Source organism: Vagococcus sp. QWL-13 (genome assembly GCF_058683555.1).
This window is the reverse complement of sequence record NZ_CM178746.1, coordinates 1,531,895-1,555,388: the sequence shown is the minus strand read 5'-3', so window position 1 is coordinate 1,555,388 and position 23,494 is coordinate 1,531,895. Positions and strand designations below refer to the sequence as shown.

The window sequence follows — 23,494 nt, the reverse complement described above, 5'->3', positions numbered from 1 at the left end:
GACGTATGAAAATTTTATTTGCAGCTGCTGAATGTGCTCCCTTTTTTAAATCCGGGGGACTGGGCGATGTGGTAGGAGCACTTCCCAAAGAGCTTGTCAAACAAGGTCAGGAAGTAATAGTTGTTCTGCCGCTATTTAAAAATTTACCAGAAAAATATCGCAAAGAGCTGGACCACGTCTTAGACTTCACTGTCAACGTGGGCTGGCGGAAACAATACTGCGGTGTCAAACGTCTTGATTACCAGCAAGTAACTTATTACTTTATCGACAACTTGTATTATTTCGATCGGGACGGCATTTACGGCTACTATGATGACGGCGAACGTTTTGCATTCTTTCAGCAGGCAGTGATAGAGATGATGGAAAAAATCGGATTTATTCCAGATGTTTTGCACGTCCATGATTATCATACTGCTATGATTCCATTTTTACTGAAAGAAAAGTATTACTGGATCGAAGCCTATAACAAAATAAAAACAGTCTTGACTATCCATAATATGGAGTTTCAGGGCCAATGCAGTGAAAGTGTCTTGCACAATTTATTTGGGATAGGGTTGGAGAAGTTTGAAGACGGAACAATCCGTATCGGTGATGGTATCAACTTTCTTAAAGCGGGGATCATCTACGCCGATCGGGTCAACACTGTCAGTCCTTCCTATGCAGGAGAAATCCAAACACCTGAATTTGGTTTCGGCTTGGACGACATTTTGAGAATGATTTCAGGAAAGCTTTCCGGTATTTTAAACGGCATTGATTATGACATCAACAACCCGGAAACAGACCCACATCTGACCATCCATTTTTCTGCCGATGATCTATCCGGGAAGAAAGAAAATAAAAAAATGTTGCAGAACATGGTCAATCTGCCGGAAATTGATGTGCCTTTGATCGGTATCGTCAGCCGTCTAACTAATCAAAAAGGTTTCCAGCTTGTGGTGGAAGAGTTTGAAAACATCATGCAATTTGATTGCCAGCTGGTGTTGTTAGGTACAGGAGACGCTCATTTTGAAGATTTCTTTAAATATATGGAGAGCAGGTATCCTGAAAAGTTTTCGGCTAATATTCTTTTCGATGCTTCTTTTGCACAAAAGATTTATGCGGGATCGGACATTTTCCTGATGCCGTCTGGGTTTGAACCTTGCGGATTATCCCAGATGATTGCCATGAGATACGGAACACTTCCAGTAGTCCATGAAGTCGGCGGGTTAAAGGATACTGTGATTCCATACAATCCAGTAACAGCCCAAGGTGACGGTTTCGGCTTTTCACAATTTCAAGGTTTCTTCATGATGGAAACACTGAAATTGGCCATGACCACCTATGCCACTGATCAAGCTGCTTGGAAAATCATGGTGCAGCGGGCAATGGCGAAAAACTTCAGCTGGGAACATTCCAGCAAAGAGTACCTTAATTTATATCAAAGTCTTCAATGAAGAAAAAATAAATAATTAGAAAAATAGTAAATCGATAAGACTCCTCTTTGTGAATCTTTGATTCATATAAGAGGAGTAGATTCATCTCAGGAATCACATTCGTGTTACGTTATGAAGGAGAAAATAATGAAAATCACAAAGCAGGAATTCAAAAAAGAATTCAAGAATCGTCTGAATGAAAAATACGCTATGGGAGTTGAAGATGCTTCAGCCAATGAACTATACAACACACTAGGTTCAATGATGCGTGCAGCTTATTCTTCACAATGGCACCATACGTGGAAAAATTACTTGGTCAACCAGAAGAAACAAGTCTATTACTTTTCTATTGAGTTTTTACCAGGAAAATTGTTGGAAAGCAATTTATTAAACATGGACTGGCTGGAAACAGTTGAAGAATCTTTAGAGGAAATGGGAATAGATTTAGCAGAATTGATTGATGTAGAACCCGACATGGCTTTGGGTAATGGGGGACTGGGACGTCTTGCTTCTTGTTTCATGGATTCCATCGCCTCATGCGGTTTGCCGGGCAACGGAAACGGTATCCGTTATCAGTACGGTCTATTCAAGCAAAAATTTATTGATGGCTATCAGGTAGAATTGCCGGATGACTGGTTGAACAACGGAAATGTCTGGGAAGTCCGTAAAGACAGCAAAGCAGTCAATGTACACTTTTTTGGTGATGTTCACTTGGAAGAAGTGGAATACGGCAAATTGAAACCTGTCTATAAAAATCAGCAAATGCTAAGAGCAGTCCCTTACGATACGGGAATGATCGGCTATAAAAACGATGTGGTCAATATGGTGCGTTTGTGGTCGGTAGAAATTCCTGCTTCAGAAGAAATTCATTACCGCAGCATTGAGGAAAGACGTGCTCTTGAAGATTTGACAGCCGTGTTGTATCCAGACGATTCAAACGAAAAAGGCCGGCTGACTCGTTTAGCGCAAGAATATTTCTTTGTTTCAGCGGGAGTTCAAAGTATCGTTCGCTATTTCAAAACATTGAATGTTTCCATTCACAATATTCACGAGTATGTGGCGATTCATATCAATGATACTCACCCGGCTTTGTGTATTCCTGAATTTATGCGGATTTTGCTGGACGAAGAGGATCTTACATGGGAAGAAGCATGGGCAATCACTTTGAAAGTGATGAGCTACACCAACCATACGATTATGGCAGAGGCAATGGAAAAATGGTCAGTTGATATGATCAAATATTTATTGCCGCGAGTTTATCAGATTATCGAAGAAATAGACCGCCGTTTTGTCGAAGAAATGTCATTGAAAGTTCATGATCCGAGAGTTGTCGAGCACACAAAAATTATTAAAGACGGGCAAGTACATATGGCTCACCTTGCTATCATAGGCAGTCACAGTATCAACGGTGTGGCCAAGCTGCATTCGGAGTTGTTGAAAACAACCGTACTGCCTGATTTTTACTCAATCTATCCAAACAGATTTAATAACAAAACAAACGGTATTGCGCAACGCAGATGGCTGCAGCTGAGCAACCGTCCTTTATCTAAAGTGTTGGATAAAACTATCGGTACGACTTGGCGTAAGGACCCTCTTGATTTGAGACTGCTGCTTAATTATCAAGATGATGAAGAAGTTTTAGAAGAGCTTTTCCAAGCAAAACGTGAGAACAAGAAACAACTGGCTGAATTTATTGAGGAACATTCAGGAATCGTAGTATCGCCTGATGCCATATTTGACGTTCAAATCAAAAGGCTTCATGCCTACAAACGTCAGCTGCTTAATTTGATGCATATTATCAAATGTTATCAGGATATCAAAGAAAATCCTGAAAGCAATCCTTATCCAAGAGTATTCATTTTTGGTGCAAAAGCAGCCCCAAGTTATTCTTACGCAAAAACTATTATCAAATGTATCAACGAAACTGCTAAACTAATCAACAATGACCCTGATGTTAAAGATTTAATCAAAATTGTTTTCTTGGAAAACTACAGTGTTTCTTTAGCAGAATTGATTATTCCGGCAGCAGACGTCAGTGAACAGATTTCTCTTGCAACAAAAGAAGCTTCCGGTACCAGCAACATGAAATTGATGCTGAACGGTGCAGTGACTCTTGCTACGCTGGACGGAGCAAACATCGAAATTAAAGATGCGGTGGGTGATGATAACATCTGTATTTTCGGTATCACCAAAGACGAAGTTTATGATTATTATCAAAATCAATCTTACTCTGCAGTTTCTTATTATGAAAATGATCCGGTCATCAGAAGAGTGATCGAAGCGTTTATTGACGGCACGATTCCGAATATCTACCAAGAAGGTATCGAGATTTTTGATTCATTGATCCGGTATAATGATGAGTTCTTTGTCCTACGGGATTTCAAATCCTATGTTCAGGCACAGGAAAGAATTGAAGCTTGTTATAGAGATCAGAAGAACTGGAGAAAAATAAGTTTGGTGAATATCGCCAATGCAGGAACGTTCACTTCTGATGAGACAGTGAAGAACTATGCGGACGAGATCTGGCATATCGAGCCGCTGCCAGAATATGGAGACGAGAAGGGTTTTAATGATGGAAGTTTACTATGATTCTTGGGACTTGTCTTACAAACGGCCCTTTGGATCAGTCATGGTCAATACTACCGTTGATTTTTTCATTCACTGTCAGCTAGAAGGAAAAATCAAGATGTTCTTGATTATCCAGAAAGAGAATGAAAATCCGGAAGTATTGGAAATGATTCGTTGTGCGGAATCACAATTTAATGTGCACCACACGATTGATAAAGGCAAAGGCTTGTACTTTTACTATTTCCAAATTAGTCAAGAAACAGAAGAAGGGGTTAAACTTTATTACTACGGTCAACAGGAATTTGGCGGAGAGGGTGTACTGGTGCACGATATCGATCACTTGACACCTTATCAGCTAACCTGTTTCGATCAAGTGGATGATGTGCCCCAATGGTATAGAGAAGGTATCGCTTATCAGATTTTCCCAGATCGCTTTTTCAACGGGAACGAAAATGGTTTGCTCAACCATCCGAGAAAAAATACATTTATTTATGCAACGCCAGAGGATGATCCTATTTATGTCAAAAATGAGAAGCATGAAATCATCCGCTGGGATTTTTTCGGAGGAAACTTGACAGGAATTGAAAAGAAAATCCCATATTTAAAAGATTTAGGAGTGACTATTCTTTACCTGAACCCAATTTTTAGAGCAAGCAGTAATCATCGGTATGATACCGATGATTACTTGGAAATCGATTCTATTTTAGGAAGCTTTGATGACTTTTTGTCACTAATGGAAAAATTACATGAAGTCGGCATCCGTGTGATTCTTGACGGTGTTTTCAGTCATGTTGGTTGGAATAGCCGCTACTTTAATCGCAACAAGCAGTTTGGCGATGATGTGGGTGCCTATAACGACCCCAATAGCCCCTATTTTCCATGGTTTAAATTTAATGAGTATCCTGAAGATTACCGCGCTTGGTGGGGAGTGAAAGATCTTCCAGTGTTTAATAAGCAGGACGCTAGTTTTCAACAATTTATATACGGTGACGATGAGAATAGTGTCCTATCAAAGTGGACACCTCTAGTGGATGGCTGGCGTTTAGATGTTGCAGATGAACTGCCGGATTATTTCATTGAAAATATTCGGAAAAAAACAGACACTTATCCAGATAAAGTCCTGATTGGTGAAGTTTGGGAAGATGCTTCAAATAAAATTTCTTATGAACAGCGCCGGAAATATATTTTAGGCAATCATCTGCACGGTGTCATGAATTATCCGCTGCGTCAAGATATCTTAGCCTTTCTCCAAGGTCATTCTTCTGCTGAAAGAATTTGCCGGCACTTGGAGACTTTGAAGGAAAATTATCCTAAAGCTGCATTTTACAACAGTTTCAATAATCTTGGCACACATGATACTGAAAGGATACTGACTCTTTTAAATCACGACAGAGATTCCCTTGATTTAGCAATTGGCTTTATGTTTACTATGCCGGGGGTTCCTTGCGTTTATTACGGTGATGAAGCTGGTCTGACGGGAGGAAAAGATCCGGAAAACCGTAAATTTTTCCCATGGGGTAGGGAAGACACTGAAATTCAAGCTCTATTTAAAAAATGGATCAAACTGCGGAAAAAATTCGATGCATTTCATTCAGGAGAGCTGGATGTCTGCTATTTTGATAATTTATTAGGGATTATCAGATATACTGATGATGAGTTTGTTTTTTATCTCATGAATCCCACTGATAGAGACTACACGCTGAATGGTTCAGAGTTGAATTTTTTAAGAAAAAATCCATTAATTCAATCAGAATTGAGCAAAATCACTGACCAAATCATTTTATCCAAGGATTATTACATGATTTCTGGCAAAATAAACATCATTCTAGAATAAAGAGGACTGGCGACTTCTAATTTTCAAATAGAAGCGTCAGTCTGTTTTGTTTTTTAGTAATCAGACTCAAACTTTTGAATACAGAAAAAAATTTTAGATACAGTTGTGATAGGCAAAAAAGTACTCTAAAATGTTTGAAAATAGCACTTGAAGAATTTATTTTTATTGGTATAATAAATAGGTAGTTGTTTCAAGGGGGTATAGCTCAGTTGGGAGAGCGCTTGCATGGCATGCAAGAGGTCAGCGGTTCGAGACCGCTTATCTCCATATCAAAAATTTTGAACATTTGAATAGCACTAATAAAGATTTCTGCTTGATTCTGATTTGTCGATTGACTTCGGAATCAAGTTTTTTTATTTGGTAAAATAACGTCAATATTTCGCATAAATCAGAAGCTAATTAATAAGGGCAAGGTTTGAACAGTCTTGAATATTTTGGAATGTTAATTTATCTTTTAGAAATGTATCTTCATATTCGGTATAAAATAAAATGTTGATTTTTTCTCTAAAATATACTCATTTTTCTACCGATTTCACTTTAACGCAAGAATATGAGCTTGGATAGTGTTTTATGTATCCAAAATCAAATCTCTCAAAATCTTAAAATTATAAAATATGTATTAATATAAGGCTGGCTTACTTTTTCTCGTCTCCACGATTTTTTACATCGATGATATCAACGCCAAAAGATTTTAAAACCTTGGCTGCAATGGTCGGACGTAGCAAAAATTCAACTGGCTCGATTGGCTCTGAGTTGTTTACAATTTTGTAGCCCTTGCCTGCCAAACCGATCGAATTACCATCTGGCATGACGGGTATTTCACGGCCATTATCTAGGACAAGCTTTAAAATGTAGATTTTATCTAATGTGACTGGTGCGTTATGAACGTTACGCCTAACAATTTCGGTTAGAGCGTCATACTGCGTATGAAACATGATCCTGTTAAATCCATATTTTTCAATTTCCTCACGGCTATTTATATTAACTGGGCTTAGCATAATCATTTCTAACTCGCTATCTAAGACATAGCCTTTTTCATTCATCACAGATTCTGGATGCAGCTGATGGTAGATTGGGTAAATCAAATATGAGACTGGTTCTAAGTAATACCCAGTAATATCATCTATATCGATCCCATCCTTGGAACATCGATTTGGCAAAATGCTCCCATCACGATAAACGGTATGCATCAAGTTCCCTAACTCATTGTATAATTTCTGCTCAATCCTATTCATCGTTTTCATTTCTCTCCTCTCCTATCCTTTCAACCAGAAAATTAAAAATAAAAAAATACGCTGTATAGAGAACAGCGCTAAAATCATCTGAAAAATGATTTTGATAAATCAAACTGAGATACAATAACTGTGAGAAATCAAAAAACTGAGAAGTTTACGAAAGTTATTTAATGCACTCAAATTCATATATTTAACAAAATAATTATACTATGAAATTCCCTTTACATCAATATCTTAAAGCCATTTATATTTCTTATTTTATACAAATTTTAAAGCTGTATAAGAAATACCTGTTTTCTAGTTTTAAATTTGTTAGTTTCGATATAATTAAGTTCATTGAAAATGTGGGCAAAAAAAGAAATTCGTTCTATTATAAAAATATGTTAAAAGTGGAAGATCAGTCTAAGATTAATCCGAGGTTTTTATAATGATCGCAGAATTCACAGTGCTTTAGCTTATTTATCTTCGACTGAATTTGAGCAAAAGATACTGGCTGCTTAACGGAAAAAATCTCTTGCCAAAAGTGTCTCATCTGTTGACTCCAATCACCACTGGGAACTCCATTTATACTAATCACTATAATAATCTGAAAATGATTGTAATGGGGGAGGGTGTACTCCAATTAAAATAATCATAAAAGAAAAACAAAACACACCATAGATAATATGGATTTTAAAGGAGAAAATTACGATTTGTAATTCTTCACAAAAACTAAATTTGTGATGAAGATTATTTATGTCATACATACATTTAGCATCTGAAGAACGAGAAAAAATGAAGATTGGCTATTTGATGATATTTCTCAATCAAAAACTGTCTATCGATTGGATAGTCATCGATCAACGATATCTAAGGAAACCCCATAATTTGGTCATCGGGAAGCTGTACAGTGATTTAAAAGCGTGGCGTAGCGAATTGTCTTATGACTTTTGTAGAACGTAAAGCGCGTAAAAAAATTCTAATAACATGCTTACGGCGATTAAAAGTCTTATTGAACGTTTTTCACCAGGTGCAGTTAAAGCAATTAGATATGATCGTTGTGCTGAATTTGTCCATCAATTCAATATTGGACTAGTTGAAGATACTTTTAGATGGCAAAATGAAGTGCGACAGTATAAAGAAAAATTATTAACAATTTTGTTATTTATAATCCCCAGTGTTTATTCTTTTAATATTAGGCATTATTTAAATGTGCATTTCTGATATAATGTTCAATATAGTTAAATAAGAAAGGGATAATGATGTTTTATGGAGAGGGTCAAATATTATAGTAATAATGACTTAAGTATAAACTGGCAGTTAGATAGGCTTACTGAATTACTTAATAGTTTAAATAGCAGACAAGAAGAAACTTTAATAGATATATTAGAATTGTATAATGTATTACTATTTTTGGAGAACAAACTTTATCCTACTAATTATTCAACTATCGAAATAGAGAATAGTAAGAAAACGATACATAAAATATTAGGCAAGTATTTTGGTAAAAAAAATAGCAATGAAATATTAACTGATTTAAACTACTTATTTAGCACATCACAAACTGATGGTAGCAATAACACTAATTATTATGCTAGGATACAGTACAGAGAAGATTACTTAAAATGTTTTGAAAAATATAAGCTTCATAATAAATTCAATGAAATAGATTTTGAAAAATTTATTCACGAAAATAATTTGACTGTTTTTCATCTTTTAAATACTAATTATTTTTCATGCGTTTACCCTAATTTTGTAAAATATTTATTCTTAAAAGAACCTAAAAATTTCGAGTTATTGCTAAACAATTACACCTCTCAAGAATCTAATTATTTTATACCAAAAGAAATTACTAGTGATGAAATGTATAAATTAGCGGAGGAATATATTGAGAGTAATGATGTTAACATCAATTATCTAAATCTCCTTGAACATAATATTAAAGGTGTTAGAGAGCTAAATATTGATGCTAAACTAAAACTAAAAGCAACTAAAAAAAATAAAAAATTGTTCGACGACTTATTCTTAAATAAAGATGGTGAATTTGTTTCTAATGGAATGAAAAAGACTCTTGGTGTTTTTACAAATAATCAAGAGTATAGAGATAGCCCAATAGATTTTAAGAGTTTTATTGATATTGATTGGATTAAAGAAAACAGTCAACCAGAAGAATTATTGACATATATTATGTATATGGACTACCTTTTCAATGATAACTGGATAATTAACTTATGTAGTTTTCCTAACTTAGAAAGTTCTACTTTGGTAAGAACCTTATCGGGCATGAAGACACTTCGACATTATGAAACAAGTTTTTATTTTAAAAACAAAAATAAATTAATACTTATGAGCTTTAATGTCTTACAAGAATTTCTAAAAAGAAAGAAAAATACAAGAATTGAGGAGCTATTGCTATATTTCTTTACAAAATATAGCAATACAAACTTTGATATTGAGTGGTTAAAGTTAGAATTTGCTAGTCAATATGAAAAGACTAACATTCAAATTAAAACTTTATTTACAATTGAAGAGCAAATAAGAAAACAATGGAAACAGTTGGTAAATGAGGGTAATATTGACCATGATCTTTTCGTTCTAGAACAAACTCCATCTATCTCAAGTTTACCGAGTTTCTTAGAAAAGAAATATATTTATTTAAATAAGGATAACAAAGTAATAGATAATATTTGTTATCTTTTATTTTCTGATCAGTCCCACATAATTTACATAAATGAACAGATAAACGACAATAATTTTTTGAGTTTAGTTCTTAAAAATAATATAAAACTTAATGACTTCAATGAGTTTCAAAAACAAAATGTAAATTTTTTAAAAACAAATGATGTCATTTCTTTTGATAAAAACAACAAAATTTATCTAAATGACAAACAGAAAATTAGAAGTTTAATATTAATCAACTTATTTAGATATGGAGTTATCCATTATCACCATGGATTAAATGGTAAGATTACTCTAAATAAATCCCTACTAGAGTTACAAAAAGAAATTGACAGTATGATAAATGAAGAATTATTAGTGTCGGAAAATACATTATTTTCTAAGCCAGAAATTAACTTTTTTAATTATATTTTGAATGACTCTGAATTTGATAATTCTATAGGGTTGAGAAATAAATACCAACATGGTTCCGTAATTGAAGCCAAATATGAAGATTACTTGTATATTTTAGTGATTTTACTAATGTATGTTATCAAAATTAATGAAGAATTATGTTTATCAATCCCTTGATTCTATAAGTTAAAAATAATTAAAAGGAGGTGAACAATATCATGAATTTAGAAGAGCTTGAAAGTGTTACTGTCTCAGAACTAAGAAAAAATTATTCAAAAGTAAGTAAGAAAGTATCCAGCTCTAATAAACCTATATCATAAGTGTTGCGTTATACAATGGTCTTATGGAAATGCGTGCCCAGTTAGAATCTACTTCAAAGGAGTTGACATCAAGTGATATACAAACAATATACAAGCAACTGACTCTTGATGAAAGGGGCAAAATCGAAGTTGATAATGTTCCAATAGTTGAAATAGCCAAAAGACTAGGAAGACATCGCTCAACTATTCATCGAGAATTAAAGCGTAATTCAGAAGAACGTAAACCCAATAGTCTTGCAGCACTGCCATATCAAACGATTAGTGCTAATAATCTGACAATGTTGAGAAAAGCTAAGTGTGGTACAGATATTAAAGCTACCAGTCACAATGTACGAACCATTTTGAAGTATCTTAAAATGAAATGGTCTCCAGAACAAATAGCTCATGGTGTAGAGAGTGTTAGCGCCTGTACAAATACCATCTACAACTGGATTTACCAAAAAATTATTCCTTTTGATTGGCGAAAGCTTAGACTGAAAGGGAAGAGGTATAAAAGGAAAAACAGAGGGAACGTGTTAAGGCGACCAGATTCATCTTTTTTTAATTGAAGATACGTTACTGTTAAAATTTATTACACTGCTCCATATGCTTCCTATCAAAGGGGTTCTAATGAGTATCATAACGGCTTACTTAGAGAATACCATCCTAAACCAAGCAATTTTAGGATGATTCCTCAAAGGACTATTAGTGAGTCGGTTAATTCTATTAATACTCGACCTCGAAAAACATTGAAATGGCGATCAGCGCAGTTGAATTTTGAAAAAGAATATTCAAAACTTCACTAAAATTTTTTAGCTGATTTTAAAAACAGAGATAAAGTCGTCATAAACATAACAATTGATAACAGAGAATTGATTAAATCTATCAATCATATCAATTGAAAGTCTACTTTAAGAAATAAATTCAAAATCAAATATGTTATAAATTAAATACTGGAAAAGCTAAGAAAAACGTTAAATGACGTTTATTTTTTTTACTATTTTTCAGAAGCAACGTTATGTTAGCAACGTTTGTGTGTTGCAGTTAATCTTGACATGTATCTTCAACAATCAACTTCGCTTAATATATATTATGTAAACCTAAAAACGGTTGTTTAAACTAGATATTAGAATTAGAGAAAGACTAACTCTACTCTTTTTTTATTGCTGGCAGTTTTAAACATAGTGTAGTTAATTCTCAACTTAGGTTATTCGCATAAACAAAAAAACATGCGGTTAACAAAGCCACATGTTAGAGTTTACTTGTGTTTTTAGATAATGTTTGAGTTACATATTCTTTAAGACTATCAAAATCTCCTTTGAACGTTGTAATATAAACAACGAAATCAATTGCTTCTTTTTGAGGTGCCTCCAGTTCCACTCCATTTATATAGAAAAAGACGTATCCTGCAAGCCATGCTGTGCGTTTGTTGGCATTGTGAAACGGATGCTTTTTAATAATGTCTATCATCAAAAGAGCGACTTTCTCTTCTAGTGTGGGATACACTTCAATTCCTTCAAATGTTTGAACTATTTGATTAATCGCCATATGCAAGGCGGAAAAGTCTTTAATGCCGTTTTGTTCTTTTGGCGAATACTTTTTAATTTGTATTTCATTAATCTTCGCAACTTGCTCTAAAGTTATTTTTCTTATCAACGGTTAACTAGCTCCTTAAACGTTTCATCATATTTGCTAAGTCCCTTTAGAATTGCAAAGTTTACCTCTTCATCTGAAATTGAGCTGTCTTTTTTTACAATTGCATCCATCATTTTATTTTCATCAACTAATACAGTGTCTCCTGGAACTAACCCAAGATTTTTTAATAACTCTTTTGAAAGTGTGATTGTAATTGAATTTCCCACTTCTCTAATTTTTCTCTCTTTGATACTCATTATTCTCACCCTCCTTAAAACGTATACACCGTATATACAATTATATTCTAACCTCTGATTGTCTACGAAACAATTTTTTAAAATTGTCATATTATGGTGGAAATAATGATTTGAGGTAAAAAGTTTATCAATTTGGCCTGATCAGATATAGTCATCTTCACAAAATATACTTCTTCCATATTCAATAGGTTCGATAAATTCACTAATCGTATATTCAGCATATTCATTCTTTATTCCATCTTAACCTGCCAAAGTTAGAAGACGGTTATATTTTTGGTTAAATTTCAATATAGCAGTCACCAACATTGCAAAACCAATTGAAAGCGTTAACGCTTCGTATACCGACGAAGCTGATTCTTAATTAAATAACATTGATTAATATTGGATATAATTATATAGTAATTGTGAATTGATAATTATAATTCATTTTATTTAAAAATAATCTTATAAACATTATTGAATAGCCTTTTAAACACCATGTTGTGATTTTTTGAATTAAATTATTTTTAAATTCGTGTTTTTTAAAATAATTTATTTTCATGTAAAGTATAAGATATAAACTAAATACAATATAAGGAGAGATTAACATGAAAAAGATTGCATTTGTGTTATATGCAAATCAACTACTTAGTGTAACCTATTTACTAGGTGAATCATTGGTAAAAACCTTTACTTTAGAAAAAAAAATTCGAGACTCTTTAGGGGACAAATGGGACATTACATTTGATTGGGAGAAAGCAAAAAAAGAAGAAGATCTAGATGCACTAGTGGTTCCAGAACCCTTCCCTCCAATACAAAATGAAGAAGGAGCATTCGTGATTAACGTTCCTGCGAAGTTATTCTATAATATGGATGTTGAAGAAATCGGAAGAATTATAGATGAAAAATTAGCCGCTAAAAGATAGGAGAATTAAAAATTTTATTTTAATATTTTTACAAAACTCGTGTTGCAACAGGCGGTCAAACATATGTTTAATCTAATTAAGTAATTATCTTAACTCTGGCTAAAGCGTGAAAAGATGATTACTTTTTGTTCTTTTATGAAGAGCATAAAATAAAAATAGTCTGCCTGAATTTCTTGTCTTCCAGACAGACTCTAATATCATTACAAATTTTACTGCTTCCAAAAATAAACTGAAACATCGTCTGACTCTTTTAACCGAACATAGTCTTTTAAAGAATTTTGCTGTTTTTCAATTTGTCTAAGCTTATCTACCCATTCCACAGCTTTTAGATAGTTTGAGATAGACTGTTCAAAAGTTTTTTCTGTCAAAAATTCAAAGACATCAACTAACCGATAAAAACCGTCGCTGCAAAGAATAACTGAACTCACATCTTCCACTGGAAATGTATGGTACTCAATCCTTTCTAGCCCTTTCATCGAGGGATCGACTATTGGGTAGCCATGTTCAGTATTTTTTTCGTTTCTGAATTTTTGGAGCAATGGATTGATTTTTTCTCGCCCTTCTTCATAAGACATGCCTTGTTTTAAATATGTTTTAATTTCATCTATAGCAACTTGTTCATTTGCAGTAAGTTTTTCATCAATAAAAACAAGATTTTGTTCGCCATGACTGATAATTAACGGGGAATCTCCCACAATTGCAAATTCTGCTGCTCTACCACGGATTTTAAAACAACTGAGTGTACAGGAAGGAAAATCTGTTTCTTTTACTGCAGCCTCTTCTCCTATATTATCGAAGTAGGTTTCTGCTGCGATTTTCACAGCTGTTAAAATATTTTGTTTCAGAGAACTTTCCGAGTCTTGTTCAATCGTTTCGACCAGCTTGCTCCCCAACAAATGACTCCAGTACTGTGCATCGCTGTTTCCTGTGGTGAACTTTTTATCATTCAGACCAGTCGCACCATCCAAAAGAACACCAAAATCATCCGTACCATAAACAAAGTCTTCGTTGAAAAGGTTGCCTCGATCAGTGAAATAATAAAACATCTCTTCCCTACTTTCCTATACTTTTTGCTTATCCAGTGCTGAAGTTATTTTGCCGTTTAGACAGGTTTAATAAAATCTAACGTGGGTTTAGTTTCGCTTAAAGGTACCAGTTTCCCATCTTTTACGAAGCCTTCTTCCCGACTTTCCAGTTCTTTTATCAAATGATTTCTCAACATGGACAACATTTCTTGATGTGGAGGTTCTTCAGCGAGATTGACACATTCGTTCGGGTCTTCAACCAAATAAAATAACTGTTCTTCATTTCTGACTGAAAACCAAACATACTTATAGTCTTTAGTTAAGATATATTGACTCGAATCTTCACCAAAACTGTGTTCGCCATGAAGATACTCTCTTGTGGTGATATCTTGCTGATAAATTGTTTCTTTGACACTGATTCCATCAATACCTTCAACTTTTTTACCGGCAGCAATATCAATAAGGGTTGGATAAATATCTCTTAGCTCTACTATCTCATAAATATCTTTGATTTGTCCATCAAGGAGTTTTCCTGGATCGTACAACAAACAAGGAATGTGGATGCTGCCCTGATAAGGATAAGCTTTGCGGAACAAATGATGTTCCCCTAGCTGATCCCCATGATCTGAAATGAATAGAATCACCGTGTTTTTATCAAGCTGATGCTCAGTCATCCCAGTTAGAAAACGCCCAATCTGATGATCGATATGGGTGATTGAGCCGTAATAGCCCGCCCGGAAGCGATTCATTTCCTCCTGATTATAATTTCCTTTCAATGCCGTAGTGTTGTAAGGGAGATTTTCCCCGTTTTTTCCCGCCCATTCTCCCACATTGATTTCTGGAAAATCATCTTTCATATCCATATACATATTAAAATAATATTCTGGCGGATTCAACGGTGCATGGGGCCGGGTGAATGACATTTTGAGGAAAAAAGGTTGCGTAGGGTCCCGTCTCTTTAGAAATTCAAGAGATTTTGTTACCACCCAATTCGTTGGATGTAGGGCCTCTTCATACATCCATGGCCGGGCGACCCATGAGTTGCAGTCCATACCGTCATCGATTAAATCCATATCCACTCCCTTTTTCTCTTTGAGCCAACTGAGATAATCATCCGTTTGTTCAAATTGTGAGCCATGTGGTTTGTGGTATTTTCTTGATTCATGAAGATAGCCGTCATGCAGCAACACATGTTCGAATCCCATTCTTTGTCTTTCAGGATAGACATGCATTTTCCCAATGGCTTCTGTCTGATAACCTAACTCAGTAAATTCTTTGGCAATGGTTTTTTCATATTGCCAAGGTATCCCATCCTCGTAGCCTACCCTGCCGTGATTTTCTTGACTTAGTCCTGTCATCAATGCCGCTCTCGAAGGAATGCATGTTGGAACTGCGCTATAAGTGTGATGGAAATTATAACCCTGGTCTGCCATCATATTCAGGTTAGGTGTTGAAACAATCGGGTGTCCATTGATTCCTAAACAATCATATCGAAGCTGATCCACCATCATCAGCACAATATTAGGTTTTTCTTGTGTTTTTTCTTTCATCTTTCTCCCCTCTTTGTTTTCAGATTTCTTCTTTTAAAGTAGAATGTATGACCTTAAGTAGCAAATTTACCTAAGGTCATACATCTTTTTTGTTGGTTATCAATTTATCTTGTCACTTTTAGCAAAACACCGGCTAATCAGAAACCCAGATGCTCTCCAACAAGATTTACAAATATTTTTTTAATCCAGTTTACTGAAAGGCAGATAGCCCGGCACCAATCAATCCGGCATGGTTGTCAAGCTGACTGATTGAAATGTTCGTTGGGTTTTCTTTTTGTGCAGGGATTAAAAACTGGTTTAATTTCTTTTGGATAAGCTCCAACATATCAGGATTTTTTTGAATCACACTGCCACCCAAAATGATTTTTTGCGGGTCAAGGAGACAAATCACACTGTAAAGTCCCAATGCAATCGTTTCTGCCCAATCGTCCACTAATTTTAACGCTTTAGTATCTCCCGTGCGGTAGCGGAAAAAGATTTCTTTTGCTGTGATTGTCCCGTCATTGTAAAGCATTCTTCCTGATTCAGCCAAAGCAGGTCCAGAAGCTAGCTGCTCTAAAGTTAAATACTGTCCCTGACTGTTTTTTTTGACGGGAAGCAGTCCGACTTCACCGGCAAATCCTTTCCCTTTTAGAAAGTTACCTCCCTTGATGACTGCTGAAGATACGCCTGTGCTGACTGTAAAAAAGACCAAAGTATCTTCTTCTCCAAGTTTGGCATTGCACCATTCAGCATAAGCTGCCTGATACACGTCATTATTCAGCATCACACCTTCGCACATCTCATAATGCTTGGTCAGTCGTTCTCTTATAGGAAAATTAGCCCAGGGAAGATTATTTTGAAAGACAGCTATCCCTTCTTCAACATTCACTAGACCGGGAACACCAATTCCCATCCTGAATGGCTGATTGAAGATGCCGGATTGAGCGATAACTTTGTCAACCGCCTCGCACACGGCTGAAAACATTTCTTCGGAATTTTTAATCCTGCTGGGGATGACTGTCTCATGGGAGAACAAACCGTCTTGGTCAACAAGTGCTGCAGCTATTTTAGTGCCGCCAATATCCACTCCGATAACATTTTTCATCTTTCATTTCCTCTCACTGATATTTTCTGTTATAATCCCACATCAGCATTAAAAGTCCGGCCAAGCCGATAAGCATACTGGCTAAACCTGAGTAGCCGATGTGTTTTTGTCCTTTAATAACTAAATAAATGAAGCAAAAGAAACTGATAATCTTGATAATCGTCAAGACTTTCTTATTCATGATAATCCCTCCAAATGATTTCACCGGGAGCCAGCTGGACGGTTTCTTTTTCACCACGGTTCAAATAAATCAGTGCTTCTTCCGATTGATCATGGTTGTTCACAACAGCATATTTACCGACTTCAGGATAGGCATGTACTTCAACTGAAGGATTTTCACTGTACCATTGATAAAGTTCTTTTTCTTTGCCGGCTGCATAAAACAACGCTCGGAGAAACAGAGCACTGTTGGCAGGTGAATAAGGCAATCCAGAAATATAAACCCCTCTTCCCTGTCCAAAGTCATGAGTAGCTAACTGGACTGAATCGTCTTTTATACGTAAAATTTGTGTGGAATCGTTTAAGGCAAAAATATTTTTCTTTCCTTCACCAAATTCGATTTCCCCGCTATTATCAGTGATAAAATGATTGGATACTTCCTCAAAGAAATACTTGTCAGTGGACAAAGTAAACCCGCGCTCTTTTTCGACACCTAGAATTGAGCCAAGTTGGAAATACCGGCCATTTTGCTGATAGGCACTCGGGTCTCCTACGCCGATAAAACCGCCGCCATTATGAACCCACTCAGTGATTGTTTCGATCAGTTTGACATCTTGCCAATGGGCACCGCCGGAAAAAGCTGTGACCTCATCACCTGCATTAATCAAAACATCGATGTCTTCTGGAACACCATTTTTTAAATCATCAAAACTTAAGAAGACCACTTCCACTTTTTGACCGGACAGTGATTCTAAAATACCATTGTAAGAATAAATTTGACGATACCATAGAGCATGAGCAACCATATGAGTTTGCCAAGAGCGCAGTTTGCCCCATGAATTCAAAATGCCCACTTTTAATCCTGTGTAAGGTTTGGTGCGATTGATGTTGTCATACAACTCACGAAACTCATCAGCTACTTTGCCGACATAGTCCACAAACTTTGGAAACTGGTTGGCCAGACTTAGATAGCCGCCATAACCGATACGGTCCACAGGTTTTCTCAAAATCGCCCGTCTGGCAGTCAGCCAATTTTCTTTTGCTTCGATGGTTGGATCATTGCCTTCATAGAAAACATCAGGGAAAAAGTATGGTAAAAATCTTCCTTCTGTATATTTGACATGAGGGATTTCGGAAATTAAACGTAATGTTGTGCCATTTCCGACGCTTCCCACAACAGCATCCATGCCGACTTTATGGAAATGTTCCCCATAAGGTTCTGTTCCAATCCAGTTGTCTCCTAGGAACATCATTGCCTCTTTGCCGCTCTTATGGACTTGCTCAACTAGTTTTCCAGCTTCTTCGCAAACAAATTTTTGAATAAATTCGATATAATCCAAGTAAGATTGAGAAGGCACACGGAAACTCGAATTATAATAACCCTCATCAACAAAATCTTCCGGAGTTAACGCATAGCCGTATTCGGCTTCAAATGCTCGGAGTGTAGCCACTGAAACAGTACTGCCATAGCCAAACCAGTCAACAAATTTTTCTTTGCCCAACTGATTGAAAAATAGCGTGAAATGATAGAAAAATGTCGTGAAACGCACCACGTCTGTATCCGGATTATCTTCTAGCCATTGGACCAAGTAATCCATCATATAACGTTGGGAATGAGGTTTGCGGACATCGAAAGGAATATCATGGGGCACGTCTCCCCAATTATTCGTGATATGATTATACATCTGGGTCGGATCCCAAATCATATAGGCAAGAAACGATACAGTATATTCGTGAAATGGTTTCACGCCTGTAATGGTCACCTCATTGGTTTCCTGATTCACCGTCCAGTGTTCTGCTTCAATCACTTCTCCTGAAGTCCGGTCGCGAACTTCCCAATACTGTTTTGGATCGTCATCATGGTTTGGTATGATTTGCTCAGAAAAAAATCCATCTAGCAAGTTGATTGTCACACTGCCCTTTGCGTCTGATAACCCCCGTTCGCTTAACAAATAAATTTGCTGCACCTCGTCCATGTGCTTTTCGATAAAGTCATTATGGTTTCGTGCCACAAAATAAGTCGTATATATTTTAGCCTCCAGCTGTTTCAGCGCTTCGTCTAGTTTAGTTCCGTCACTGTCACGGATAGCATCAGCTCCCCAGATTTCCATTAGTTTTTTTGTTTCTGCCAGAAAATCTTTTTCGCTGGGAATCGTTAGGCGTCCTGTTCTTTTCATATGTATCCTCCTATTCTTTCGTTCCGCCGACAGTCATACCTTGGGTCAGCTGTTTTTGAACGAGTATGTATAATATCAGTGTCGGCAACATAACAATCACCAGACCGGCATATAATTGCCCGTAGTTGGCTGCCGCTTTTTGTCCAGCCATCAAATTGATTAATCCCACCGGCAAAGTTTTGTTTTGCCCGGGTAAAAGTGTTAATGCAATAATGTATTCATTCCAAAAACTAAGAAAATTAAATAGAATCACTGTGATAATACTGGGTTTAGCCAATGGTGCCATCACCGTGATCAACGTTTTGAAATAGCCGGCCCCGTCAATATAGGCCGCTTCCTCGTAGGAGGTTGATAACGTCCGGAAATAGTTTGACATCAAATAGATGGTAAATGGCAGGGACGTTGCCGCATAAACAAGGGCAAGGATAAACAGATTATCGATCAGAAAACCTGAACCTACATGCCGCTGTAAAAATTTATCTCCGTCCAGCAACATCAGAAATATAGGAACGACGATATAGTTTGAGTTGATAAATAGTCCCATCATGACCAGCGTATTGAGCGGTTTTTTTATTTTAAATTTAAACCGTGCTAATACATAAGCCGCCGGCAATGCCACACTGACCAAAATCACCAATGCTAAAAGTGTCACGATCAGAGAATTCAGCATATAAGAGCCCATGTTGGCTTTTTCGAAAGCCTCTATAAAATTTTGAAAATAGAAACCTTTTGGCAATGTCCAAGGATCGCCGTAAAATTCATTGTTTTGTTTGATGGAAGCTAAAAATACCCAGGCGATTGGGACAATAATAGAAACCGCAAGTGTGATAAGCGCCACATAAACAAACACTTTATAGAGACGATTTTTTCTTTTGTTCTTCATAGTCCAATCCTCCTAAAACTCATAGACTTGGCGTTCAGTGATTTTATTTAGTATGGCTGATAAAATAAATGAGAAGGTAAAGACGACCACACCAATTGCCATCCCGTATCCGAATGATGAGTTAGTATACGCCTGTTTGTACATATAGCTTAAAAATACTTCCGTCGAACCGTCAGGACCGCCGCCGGTCATGGCTTTAACCAGCAGGAAACTTAAATTAATCGTACTGATAACGAAAAACGTCAGCGTTGTTCGAATGGTATTCCACGTCAGCGGCAATGTGATATCAAAGAACTGACGGACTGCCCCTGCCCCTTCCAAGGAAGAAGCTTCATAAAGACTTTCCGGTATCGAAGCCATGGAAGCCATATACATGACCATATAATAGCCGATCGCCTGCCAAATAAGTGCAAAACCAATACTATAAATGACGATTTTTTGATCGCCTAGCCACATCCGCTGCAACCCTTCCAGTCTTAACATTCCCAGTAAGTTGTTAAGCAGACCGCTGGTTGGATCGTAAATTGCTGAAAAAATAGCCGCAATAACAACGATGGATAAAATATTCGGGATATAAAATATAACGCGGAAAAAATTGACTCCCTTGAATTTCTCACGTGTCAAAATTGACGCAAATATTAAGGCAAGTGCTAATGTGATAATCGTGACTATCACGATGAGTAAAATCGTATTTTGAAAGGAGCGTAGGAACATCATGTCTTTGATCAGAATCTTAAAGTTATCAAGTCCGACAAATTGTTTGTCAGGAGAATAGCCTCCCCATTTGAATAGGGACATGAAAAATACAGTAAGTGTAGGATAAAAAATAAAGATGCTGACCAGCACTATCGCAGGAAGTAAACACAGTGTGATAAAAATATTTTTTTGTTTTTTCCTGTTCATGGGTGTCACCTCTTTTATGAATTTTGTATATGTTTTGTTTGTTAAATAATTCTAAAGTTTAAGTATCGAAAAAGTTAAGCTGAGGCAGGTATGCCACCCCAGCTTATTTTAAGCTTACTCTGCAGCTTCCCTCAGCTTGTCAGCTGTTTCCACTACGATTTTTTGCCATTCGTCTACACTCTTGTCTCCTGAAACCACACTATTAATCGTGCCGTACAAAGCATCGTGCATGTTGACACCCTCTACTGTTTCAGAACTTGAAAATCCGCCCATGACAGCTTTTGCACCATCATCATAGATACTGTAGAACAACTTGTTGTCTCCGTCTAGTTTGTCGGACATTCCTTGAATCGGTTGGATAGCGCTGGCTTCTTTAAAGATGTCTGCCGCAATGTCAGAGTACAAGAAAGCCATGAAATCTTTACCGTCTGCTTTATTTTCGGCACCTGCGGGCATCCAAATTTGTTCAAAGAATGTATAAGAATAACGATCACCGTCAGCATCTTCTGCTGGTAGAGATGTCATCCCCCATTTGAAGCCGTCAGCACGTGGGGCATCTTTCATTTCCTCTGGCACCCATGTCCCATTAGGCATGAAAATTGCCTTGTTATCAAGGATCAGTTGCTGGTTTTTAGTGAAGTCTTGATGGTTAGCATTGGCTACAGTTGTTTCTGCTGTATACTCTGCAAGTTTTCCAACGATTTCAAAAGCTTTTGTTGCTTCCTTAGAATCCCAAGCACCTTTTTCATAATTCATCGTACTGTTGAAAAGTTCTGGCCCGCCAGTAGCAGACAATAAACTATAGAAGAAAGAGTCCATATAGCCTGAGACAGGATAAGTGAATAAAGCAATGTCTTCTTTTTTAGCCTTTTCACCTAACTCCCACATTTCGTCCCAAGTTTCTGGAACATCCCAACCTTTTTCTTCTAACAAAGCTGCATTGTAGAAAAGACCTGTCGGTGAATAGAACATCGGCATCAAGTAGGTTTTTCCATCGTTATAGGGATTGGTTGCCAAAGTCTCCGTAAAACCAGGAATCAATTTGTCAGAGACTTTTTTATCTTCTCCTGGCACTGTCATAGAAATGACGTCGGTCAAGTCCTCCAAGTTTTTATCCTTGATGAATGTTTCTGTCAAACCAGCTTCTCTGCCAGTTGCAAGTAAAATCACGTCTGGAAAGTTTCCAGCTTTCATGTTAGGACTGATAACGTCTTCAATTTTTTTGTCGAGAGTCAGTTCGATTTCCACATCTGGATTTTGCTTTTCGTACGCATCTTTCATTTTGTTCCACATATCTGCACCATAAGCAGATTCTAGTGCCGCAACTTTTACGACTTGTTTGCCATCGCCGCCGCCAGTTTCTTCCGTTTTACTTTTTTCATTTGAGCCGCAAGCTCCAAGCAATAAAGAGCTCAAAATTAAAACTGATGTTAAGCCAAAGAATTTCTTCATGACTGCTCCTCCTAATCTTTTATGACCTAAGTATACCATCTAAGAAAACGGTTTAATTTCGAACTATTGGTTTATTTTTTATATATATTGGTGAAACCGATTTATGTATATTTATATAAACATCAAGAAGAATGACGGTATTTCTTACGGTATTTCATTGGAGTCATCCCCATTTCTTTTTTGAAAGCTTGGTTAAAGTAAGACTGGGAAGTAAAACCGTTGATCATAGAAATTTCAGAAATTTGATACTCGGTATTCTCCAGCAAGTTGCGAGCATTATCAATGCGTTTTTTCATTAAATAATTCATCGGTGTGGTATCAAAATTTTGTTTGAACGTATGAATGATATAAAACTTGTCTAAATGTACTTTATCTGCAATATCATCCAAAGATAATTGCTCTTTGAAATGTTTATCAATAAAGTCTTTAATCAATGCACTGTCTTTACCAATACTTTTATTTTCTGCCGGGAGCAGCGTAAATTTTTGGTCGCGATAAATTTGTATGAGAATCATTTCTGCCAGCCTTTTTAATGCTGCCTCACTCCCCCACTCATTTTCATTCAGTTCTTTAATGGCCATTTTTAACAATGGAAGCAATTCTCCAGAATAATCATGAAAAATAAAATGGGAACGGTTTTCCTGAATTTCTTTTTCGAATTTTATATTATTGATGCCTATGACTACATACCACAAAGGAAATTCTCCCGAAGATGTCTCAGTGTGCTGCACATAGGGATTGACAATGATAATGTCATTTCTCTGAATAGGATAGCGCTCATTTTCAACAAGGAACTCGCCTTTTCCATTCAGGACGATTAAAATTTCTGAAAAATAATGAGAATGCAAGGATGAATGCCATTCGCTTTCTGTGTATCTGGAATGCCTGATATAAATCAATTCACTTTTACTTAACAAGGTTTCTATGTTATCCGGCACGAAAATCCACTCCTTAGTTGAGATGATAATATTAAAAAATCTTGCCATTTACAGGATATCAAAAAATTGATCTGTTAGACAAGGATAAGATTAAATATCGTTTTTGATGAAGTGATTGGGCTGG

19 protein-coding genes and 1 tRNA gene are annotated in these 23,494 nt (G+C 36.3%); 8 read left to right on the top strand and 12 right to left on the bottom strand.

Going from position 1 to position 23,494, the window contains the following annotated elements; all coding sequences use genetic code 11:
• Positions 1 to 5 precede the first annotated feature (5 nt).
• From glgA to AC4PHI_RS07230, 4 genes are all read left to right on the top strand, one after another.
• The gene (glgA, locus tag AC4PHI_RS07245; RefSeq protein WP_492199250.1) at positions 6 to 1,433 is read left to right on the top strand and encodes a glycogen synthase GlgA; all 1,428 of its coding nucleotides are present in this window, start codon (positions 6 to 8) and stop codon (positions 1,431 to 1,433) included.
• Between the two features lie 126 nt (positions 1,434 to 1,559).
• A complete protein-coding gene (locus AC4PHI_RS07240; protein WP_492199249.1) occupies positions 1,560 to 4,001 on the top strand; it encodes a glycogen/starch/alpha-glucan phosphorylase in 2,442 nt (813 codons plus the stop codon).
• Positions 3,982 to 5,814 carry a glycoside hydrolase family 13 protein gene (locus tag AC4PHI_RS07235; protein WP_492199248.1) on the top strand — a complete coding sequence of 611 codons (1,833 nt, stop codon included), beginning with the start codon at positions 3,982 to 3,984 and terminating at the stop codon, positions 5,812 to 5,814. The genes AC4PHI_RS07240 and AC4PHI_RS07235 overlap by 20 nt, the downstream gene beginning before the upstream one ends.
• Before the next feature lie 194 nt (positions 5,815 to 6,008).
• Positions 6,009 to 6,081 (top strand) — tRNA-Ala (locus AC4PHI_RS07230).
• Positions 6,082 to 6,449: 368 nt separating this feature from the next.
• Here AC4PHI_RS07230 and AC4PHI_RS07225 read toward each other — a convergent pair.
• Positions 6,450 to 7,058: a hypothetical protein gene (locus AC4PHI_RS07225; RefSeq protein WP_492199247.1), complete on the bottom strand. Its 609-nt coding sequence runs from the start codon at positions 7,056 to 7,058 to the stop codon at positions 6,450 to 6,452.
• Positions 7,059 to 7,784: 726 nt separating this feature from the next.
• On the opposite strand from AC4PHI_RS07225, the gene AC4PHI_RS07220 reads away from it, so the two are divergent.
• The 3 genes from AC4PHI_RS07220 (at position 7,785) to AC4PHI_RS07210 (ending at position 10,968) form a co-directional block, all read left to right on the top strand.
• On the top strand, positions 7,785 to 7,991 hold the full coding sequence (locus AC4PHI_RS07220; protein WP_492199246.1) for a hypothetical protein: 207 nt from the start codon (positions 7,785 to 7,787) through the stop codon (positions 7,989 to 7,991).
• A 306-nt stretch (positions 7,992 to 8,297) separates the two neighbouring features.
• Complete coding sequence (locus AC4PHI_RS07215) at positions 8,298 to 10,277, top strand: hypothetical protein (RefSeq protein ID WP_492199245.1); 1,980 nt, start codon at positions 8,298 to 8,300, stop codon at positions 10,275 to 10,277.
• A gap of 166 nt (positions 10,278 to 10,443) precedes the next feature.
• Positions 10,444 to 10,968, top strand: a complete 525-nt coding sequence (locus tag AC4PHI_RS07210; RefSeq protein ID WP_492199244.1) for a transposase — start codon at positions 10,444 to 10,446, stop codon at positions 10,966 to 10,968.
• Between the two features lie 682 nt (positions 10,969 to 11,650).
• Here AC4PHI_RS07210 and AC4PHI_RS07205 read toward each other — a convergent pair.
• Both AC4PHI_RS07205 and AC4PHI_RS07200 read right to left on the bottom strand, forming a co-directional pair.
• Positions 11,651 to 12,052 carry a type II toxin-antitoxin system death-on-curing family toxin gene (locus AC4PHI_RS07205; RefSeq protein WP_492201557.1) on the bottom strand — a complete coding sequence of 134 codons (402 nt, stop codon included), beginning with the start codon at positions 12,050 to 12,052 and terminating at the stop codon, positions 11,651 to 11,653.
• The gene (locus tag AC4PHI_RS07200) at positions 12,052 to 12,291 is read right to left on the bottom strand and encodes an AbrB/MazE/SpoVT family DNA-binding domain-containing protein (RefSeq protein ID WP_492199243.1); all 240 of its coding nucleotides are present in this window, start codon (positions 12,289 to 12,291) and stop codon (positions 12,052 to 12,054) included. Before AC4PHI_RS07200 ends, AC4PHI_RS07205 begins: the two co-directional genes overlap by 1 nt.
• 587 nt (positions 12,292 to 12,878) lie before the next feature.
• Here AC4PHI_RS07200 and AC4PHI_RS07195 point away from each other — a divergent pair.
• Complete coding sequence (locus AC4PHI_RS07195) at positions 12,879 to 13,196, top strand: hypothetical protein (protein ID WP_492199242.1); 318 nt, start codon at positions 12,879 to 12,881, stop codon at positions 13,194 to 13,196.
• Between the two features lie 209 nt (positions 13,197 to 13,405).
• On the opposite strand, the gene AC4PHI_RS07190 is transcribed toward AC4PHI_RS07195, so the two are convergent.
• From AC4PHI_RS07190 to AC4PHI_RS07150, 9 genes are all read right to left on the bottom strand, one after another.
• Positions 13,406 to 14,242: a protein phosphatase 2C domain-containing protein gene (locus tag AC4PHI_RS07190; protein ID WP_492199241.1), complete on the bottom strand. Its 837-nt coding sequence runs from the start codon at positions 14,240 to 14,242 to the stop codon at positions 13,406 to 13,408.
• A 56-nt stretch (positions 14,243 to 14,298) separates the two neighbouring features.
• On the bottom strand, positions 14,299 to 15,771 hold the full coding sequence (locus AC4PHI_RS07185) for an arylsulfatase (RefSeq protein WP_492199240.1): 1,473 nt from the start codon (positions 15,769 to 15,771) through the stop codon (positions 14,299 to 14,301).
• A 190-nt stretch (positions 15,772 to 15,961) separates the two neighbouring features.
• On the bottom strand, positions 15,962 to 16,858 hold the full coding sequence (locus AC4PHI_RS07180) for an ROK family protein (protein ID WP_492199239.1): 897 nt from the start codon (positions 16,856 to 16,858) through the stop codon (positions 15,962 to 15,964).
• A 13-nt stretch (positions 16,859 to 16,871) separates the two neighbouring features.
• Positions 16,872 to 17,039: a DUF6903 family protein gene (locus AC4PHI_RS07175; protein WP_492199238.1), complete on the bottom strand. Its 168-nt coding sequence runs from the start codon at positions 17,037 to 17,039 to the stop codon at positions 16,872 to 16,874.
• Positions 17,032 to 19,194, bottom strand: a complete 2,163-nt coding sequence (gene gnpA / locus AC4PHI_RS07170) for a 1,3-beta-galactosyl-N-acetylhexosamine phosphorylase (RefSeq protein ID WP_492199237.1) — start codon at positions 19,192 to 19,194, stop codon at positions 17,032 to 17,034. The genes AC4PHI_RS07175 and gnpA overlap by 8 nt, the downstream gene beginning before the upstream one ends.
• 10 nt (positions 19,195 to 19,204) lie before the next feature.
• Positions 19,205 to 20,077 (bottom strand): carbohydrate ABC transporter permease, encoded by an 873-nt coding sequence (locus AC4PHI_RS07165; RefSeq protein ID WP_492199236.1) that lies wholly within the window; start codon positions 20,075 to 20,077, stop codon positions 19,205 to 19,207.
• 12 nt (positions 20,078 to 20,089) lie between these two features.
• Entirely contained in the window at positions 20,090 to 20,980 is an 891-nt protein-coding gene (locus AC4PHI_RS07160; protein WP_492199235.1) for a carbohydrate ABC transporter permease, read from the bottom strand.
• A 114-nt stretch (positions 20,981 to 21,094) separates the two neighbouring features.
• Positions 21,095 to 22,432 carry a carbohydrate ABC transporter substrate-binding protein gene (locus AC4PHI_RS07155; protein WP_492199234.1) on the bottom strand — a complete coding sequence of 446 codons (1,338 nt, stop codon included), beginning with the start codon at positions 22,430 to 22,432 and terminating at the stop codon, positions 21,095 to 21,097.
• Between the two features lie 122 nt (positions 22,433 to 22,554).
• On the bottom strand, positions 22,555 to 23,370 hold the full coding sequence (locus tag AC4PHI_RS07150) for a helix-turn-helix transcriptional regulator (protein ID WP_492199233.1): 816 nt from the start codon (positions 23,368 to 23,370) through the stop codon (positions 22,555 to 22,557).
• Positions 23,371 to 23,494: the final 124 nt, after the last annotated feature.

Coding starts and splice junctions, on each gene's coding strand:
- glgA (WP_492199250.1), top strand. CDS start 6: ATGAAAATTTTATTTGCAGCTGCTGAATGTGCTCCCTTTTTTAAATCC.
- AC4PHI_RS07240 (WP_492199249.1), top strand. CDS start 1,560: ATGAAAATCACAAAGCAGGAATTCAAAAAAGAATTCAAGAATCGTCTG.
- AC4PHI_RS07235 (WP_492199248.1), top strand. CDS start 3,982: ATGATGGAAGTTTACTATGATTCTTGGGACTTGTCTTACAAACGGCCC.
- AC4PHI_RS07225 (WP_492199247.1), bottom strand. CDS start 7,058: ATGAAAACGATGAATAGGATTGAGCAGAAATTATACAATGAGTTAGGG.
- AC4PHI_RS07220 (WP_492199246.1), top strand. CDS start 7,785: ATGTCATACATACATTTAGCATCTGAAGAACGAGAAAAAATGAAGATT.
- AC4PHI_RS07215 (WP_492199245.1), top strand. CDS start 8,298: ATGGAGAGGGTCAAATATTATAGTAATAATGACTTAAGTATAAACTGG.
- AC4PHI_RS07210 (WP_492199244.1), top strand. CDS start 10,444: ATGGAAATGCGTGCCCAGTTAGAATCTACTTCAAAGGAGTTGACATCA.
- AC4PHI_RS07200 (WP_492199243.1), bottom strand. CDS start 12,291: ATGAGTATCAAAGAGAGAAAAATTAGAGAAGTGGGAAATTCAATTACA.
- AC4PHI_RS07195 (WP_492199242.1), top strand. CDS start 12,879: ATGAAAAAGATTGCATTTGTGTTATATGCAAATCAACTACTTAGTGTA.
- AC4PHI_RS07190 (WP_492199241.1), bottom strand. CDS start 14,242: ATGTTTTATTATTTCACTGATCGAGGCAACCTTTTCAACGAAGACTTT.
- AC4PHI_RS07185 (WP_492199240.1), bottom strand. CDS start 15,771: ATGAAAGAAAAAACACAAGAAAAACCTAATATTGTGCTGATGATGGTG.
- AC4PHI_RS07180 (WP_492199239.1), bottom strand. CDS start 16,858: ATGAAAAATGTTATCGGAGTGGATATTGGCGGCACTAAAATAGCTGCA.
- AC4PHI_RS07175 (WP_492199238.1), bottom strand. CDS start 17,039: ATGAATAAGAAAGTCTTGACGATTATCAAGATTATCAGTTTCTTTTGC.
- gnpA (WP_492199237.1), bottom strand. CDS start 19,194: ATGAAAAGAACAGGACGCCTAACGATTCCCAGCGAAAAAGATTTTCTG.
- AC4PHI_RS07165 (WP_492199236.1), bottom strand. CDS start 20,077: ATGAAGAACAAAAGAAAAAATCGTCTCTATAAAGTGTTTGTTTATGTG.
- AC4PHI_RS07160 (WP_492199235.1), bottom strand. CDS start 20,980: ATGAACAGGAAAAAACAAAAAAATATTTTTATCACACTGTGTTTACTT.
- AC4PHI_RS07155 (WP_492199234.1), bottom strand. CDS start 22,432: ATGAAGAAATTCTTTGGCTTAACATCAGTTTTAATTTTGAGCTCTTTA.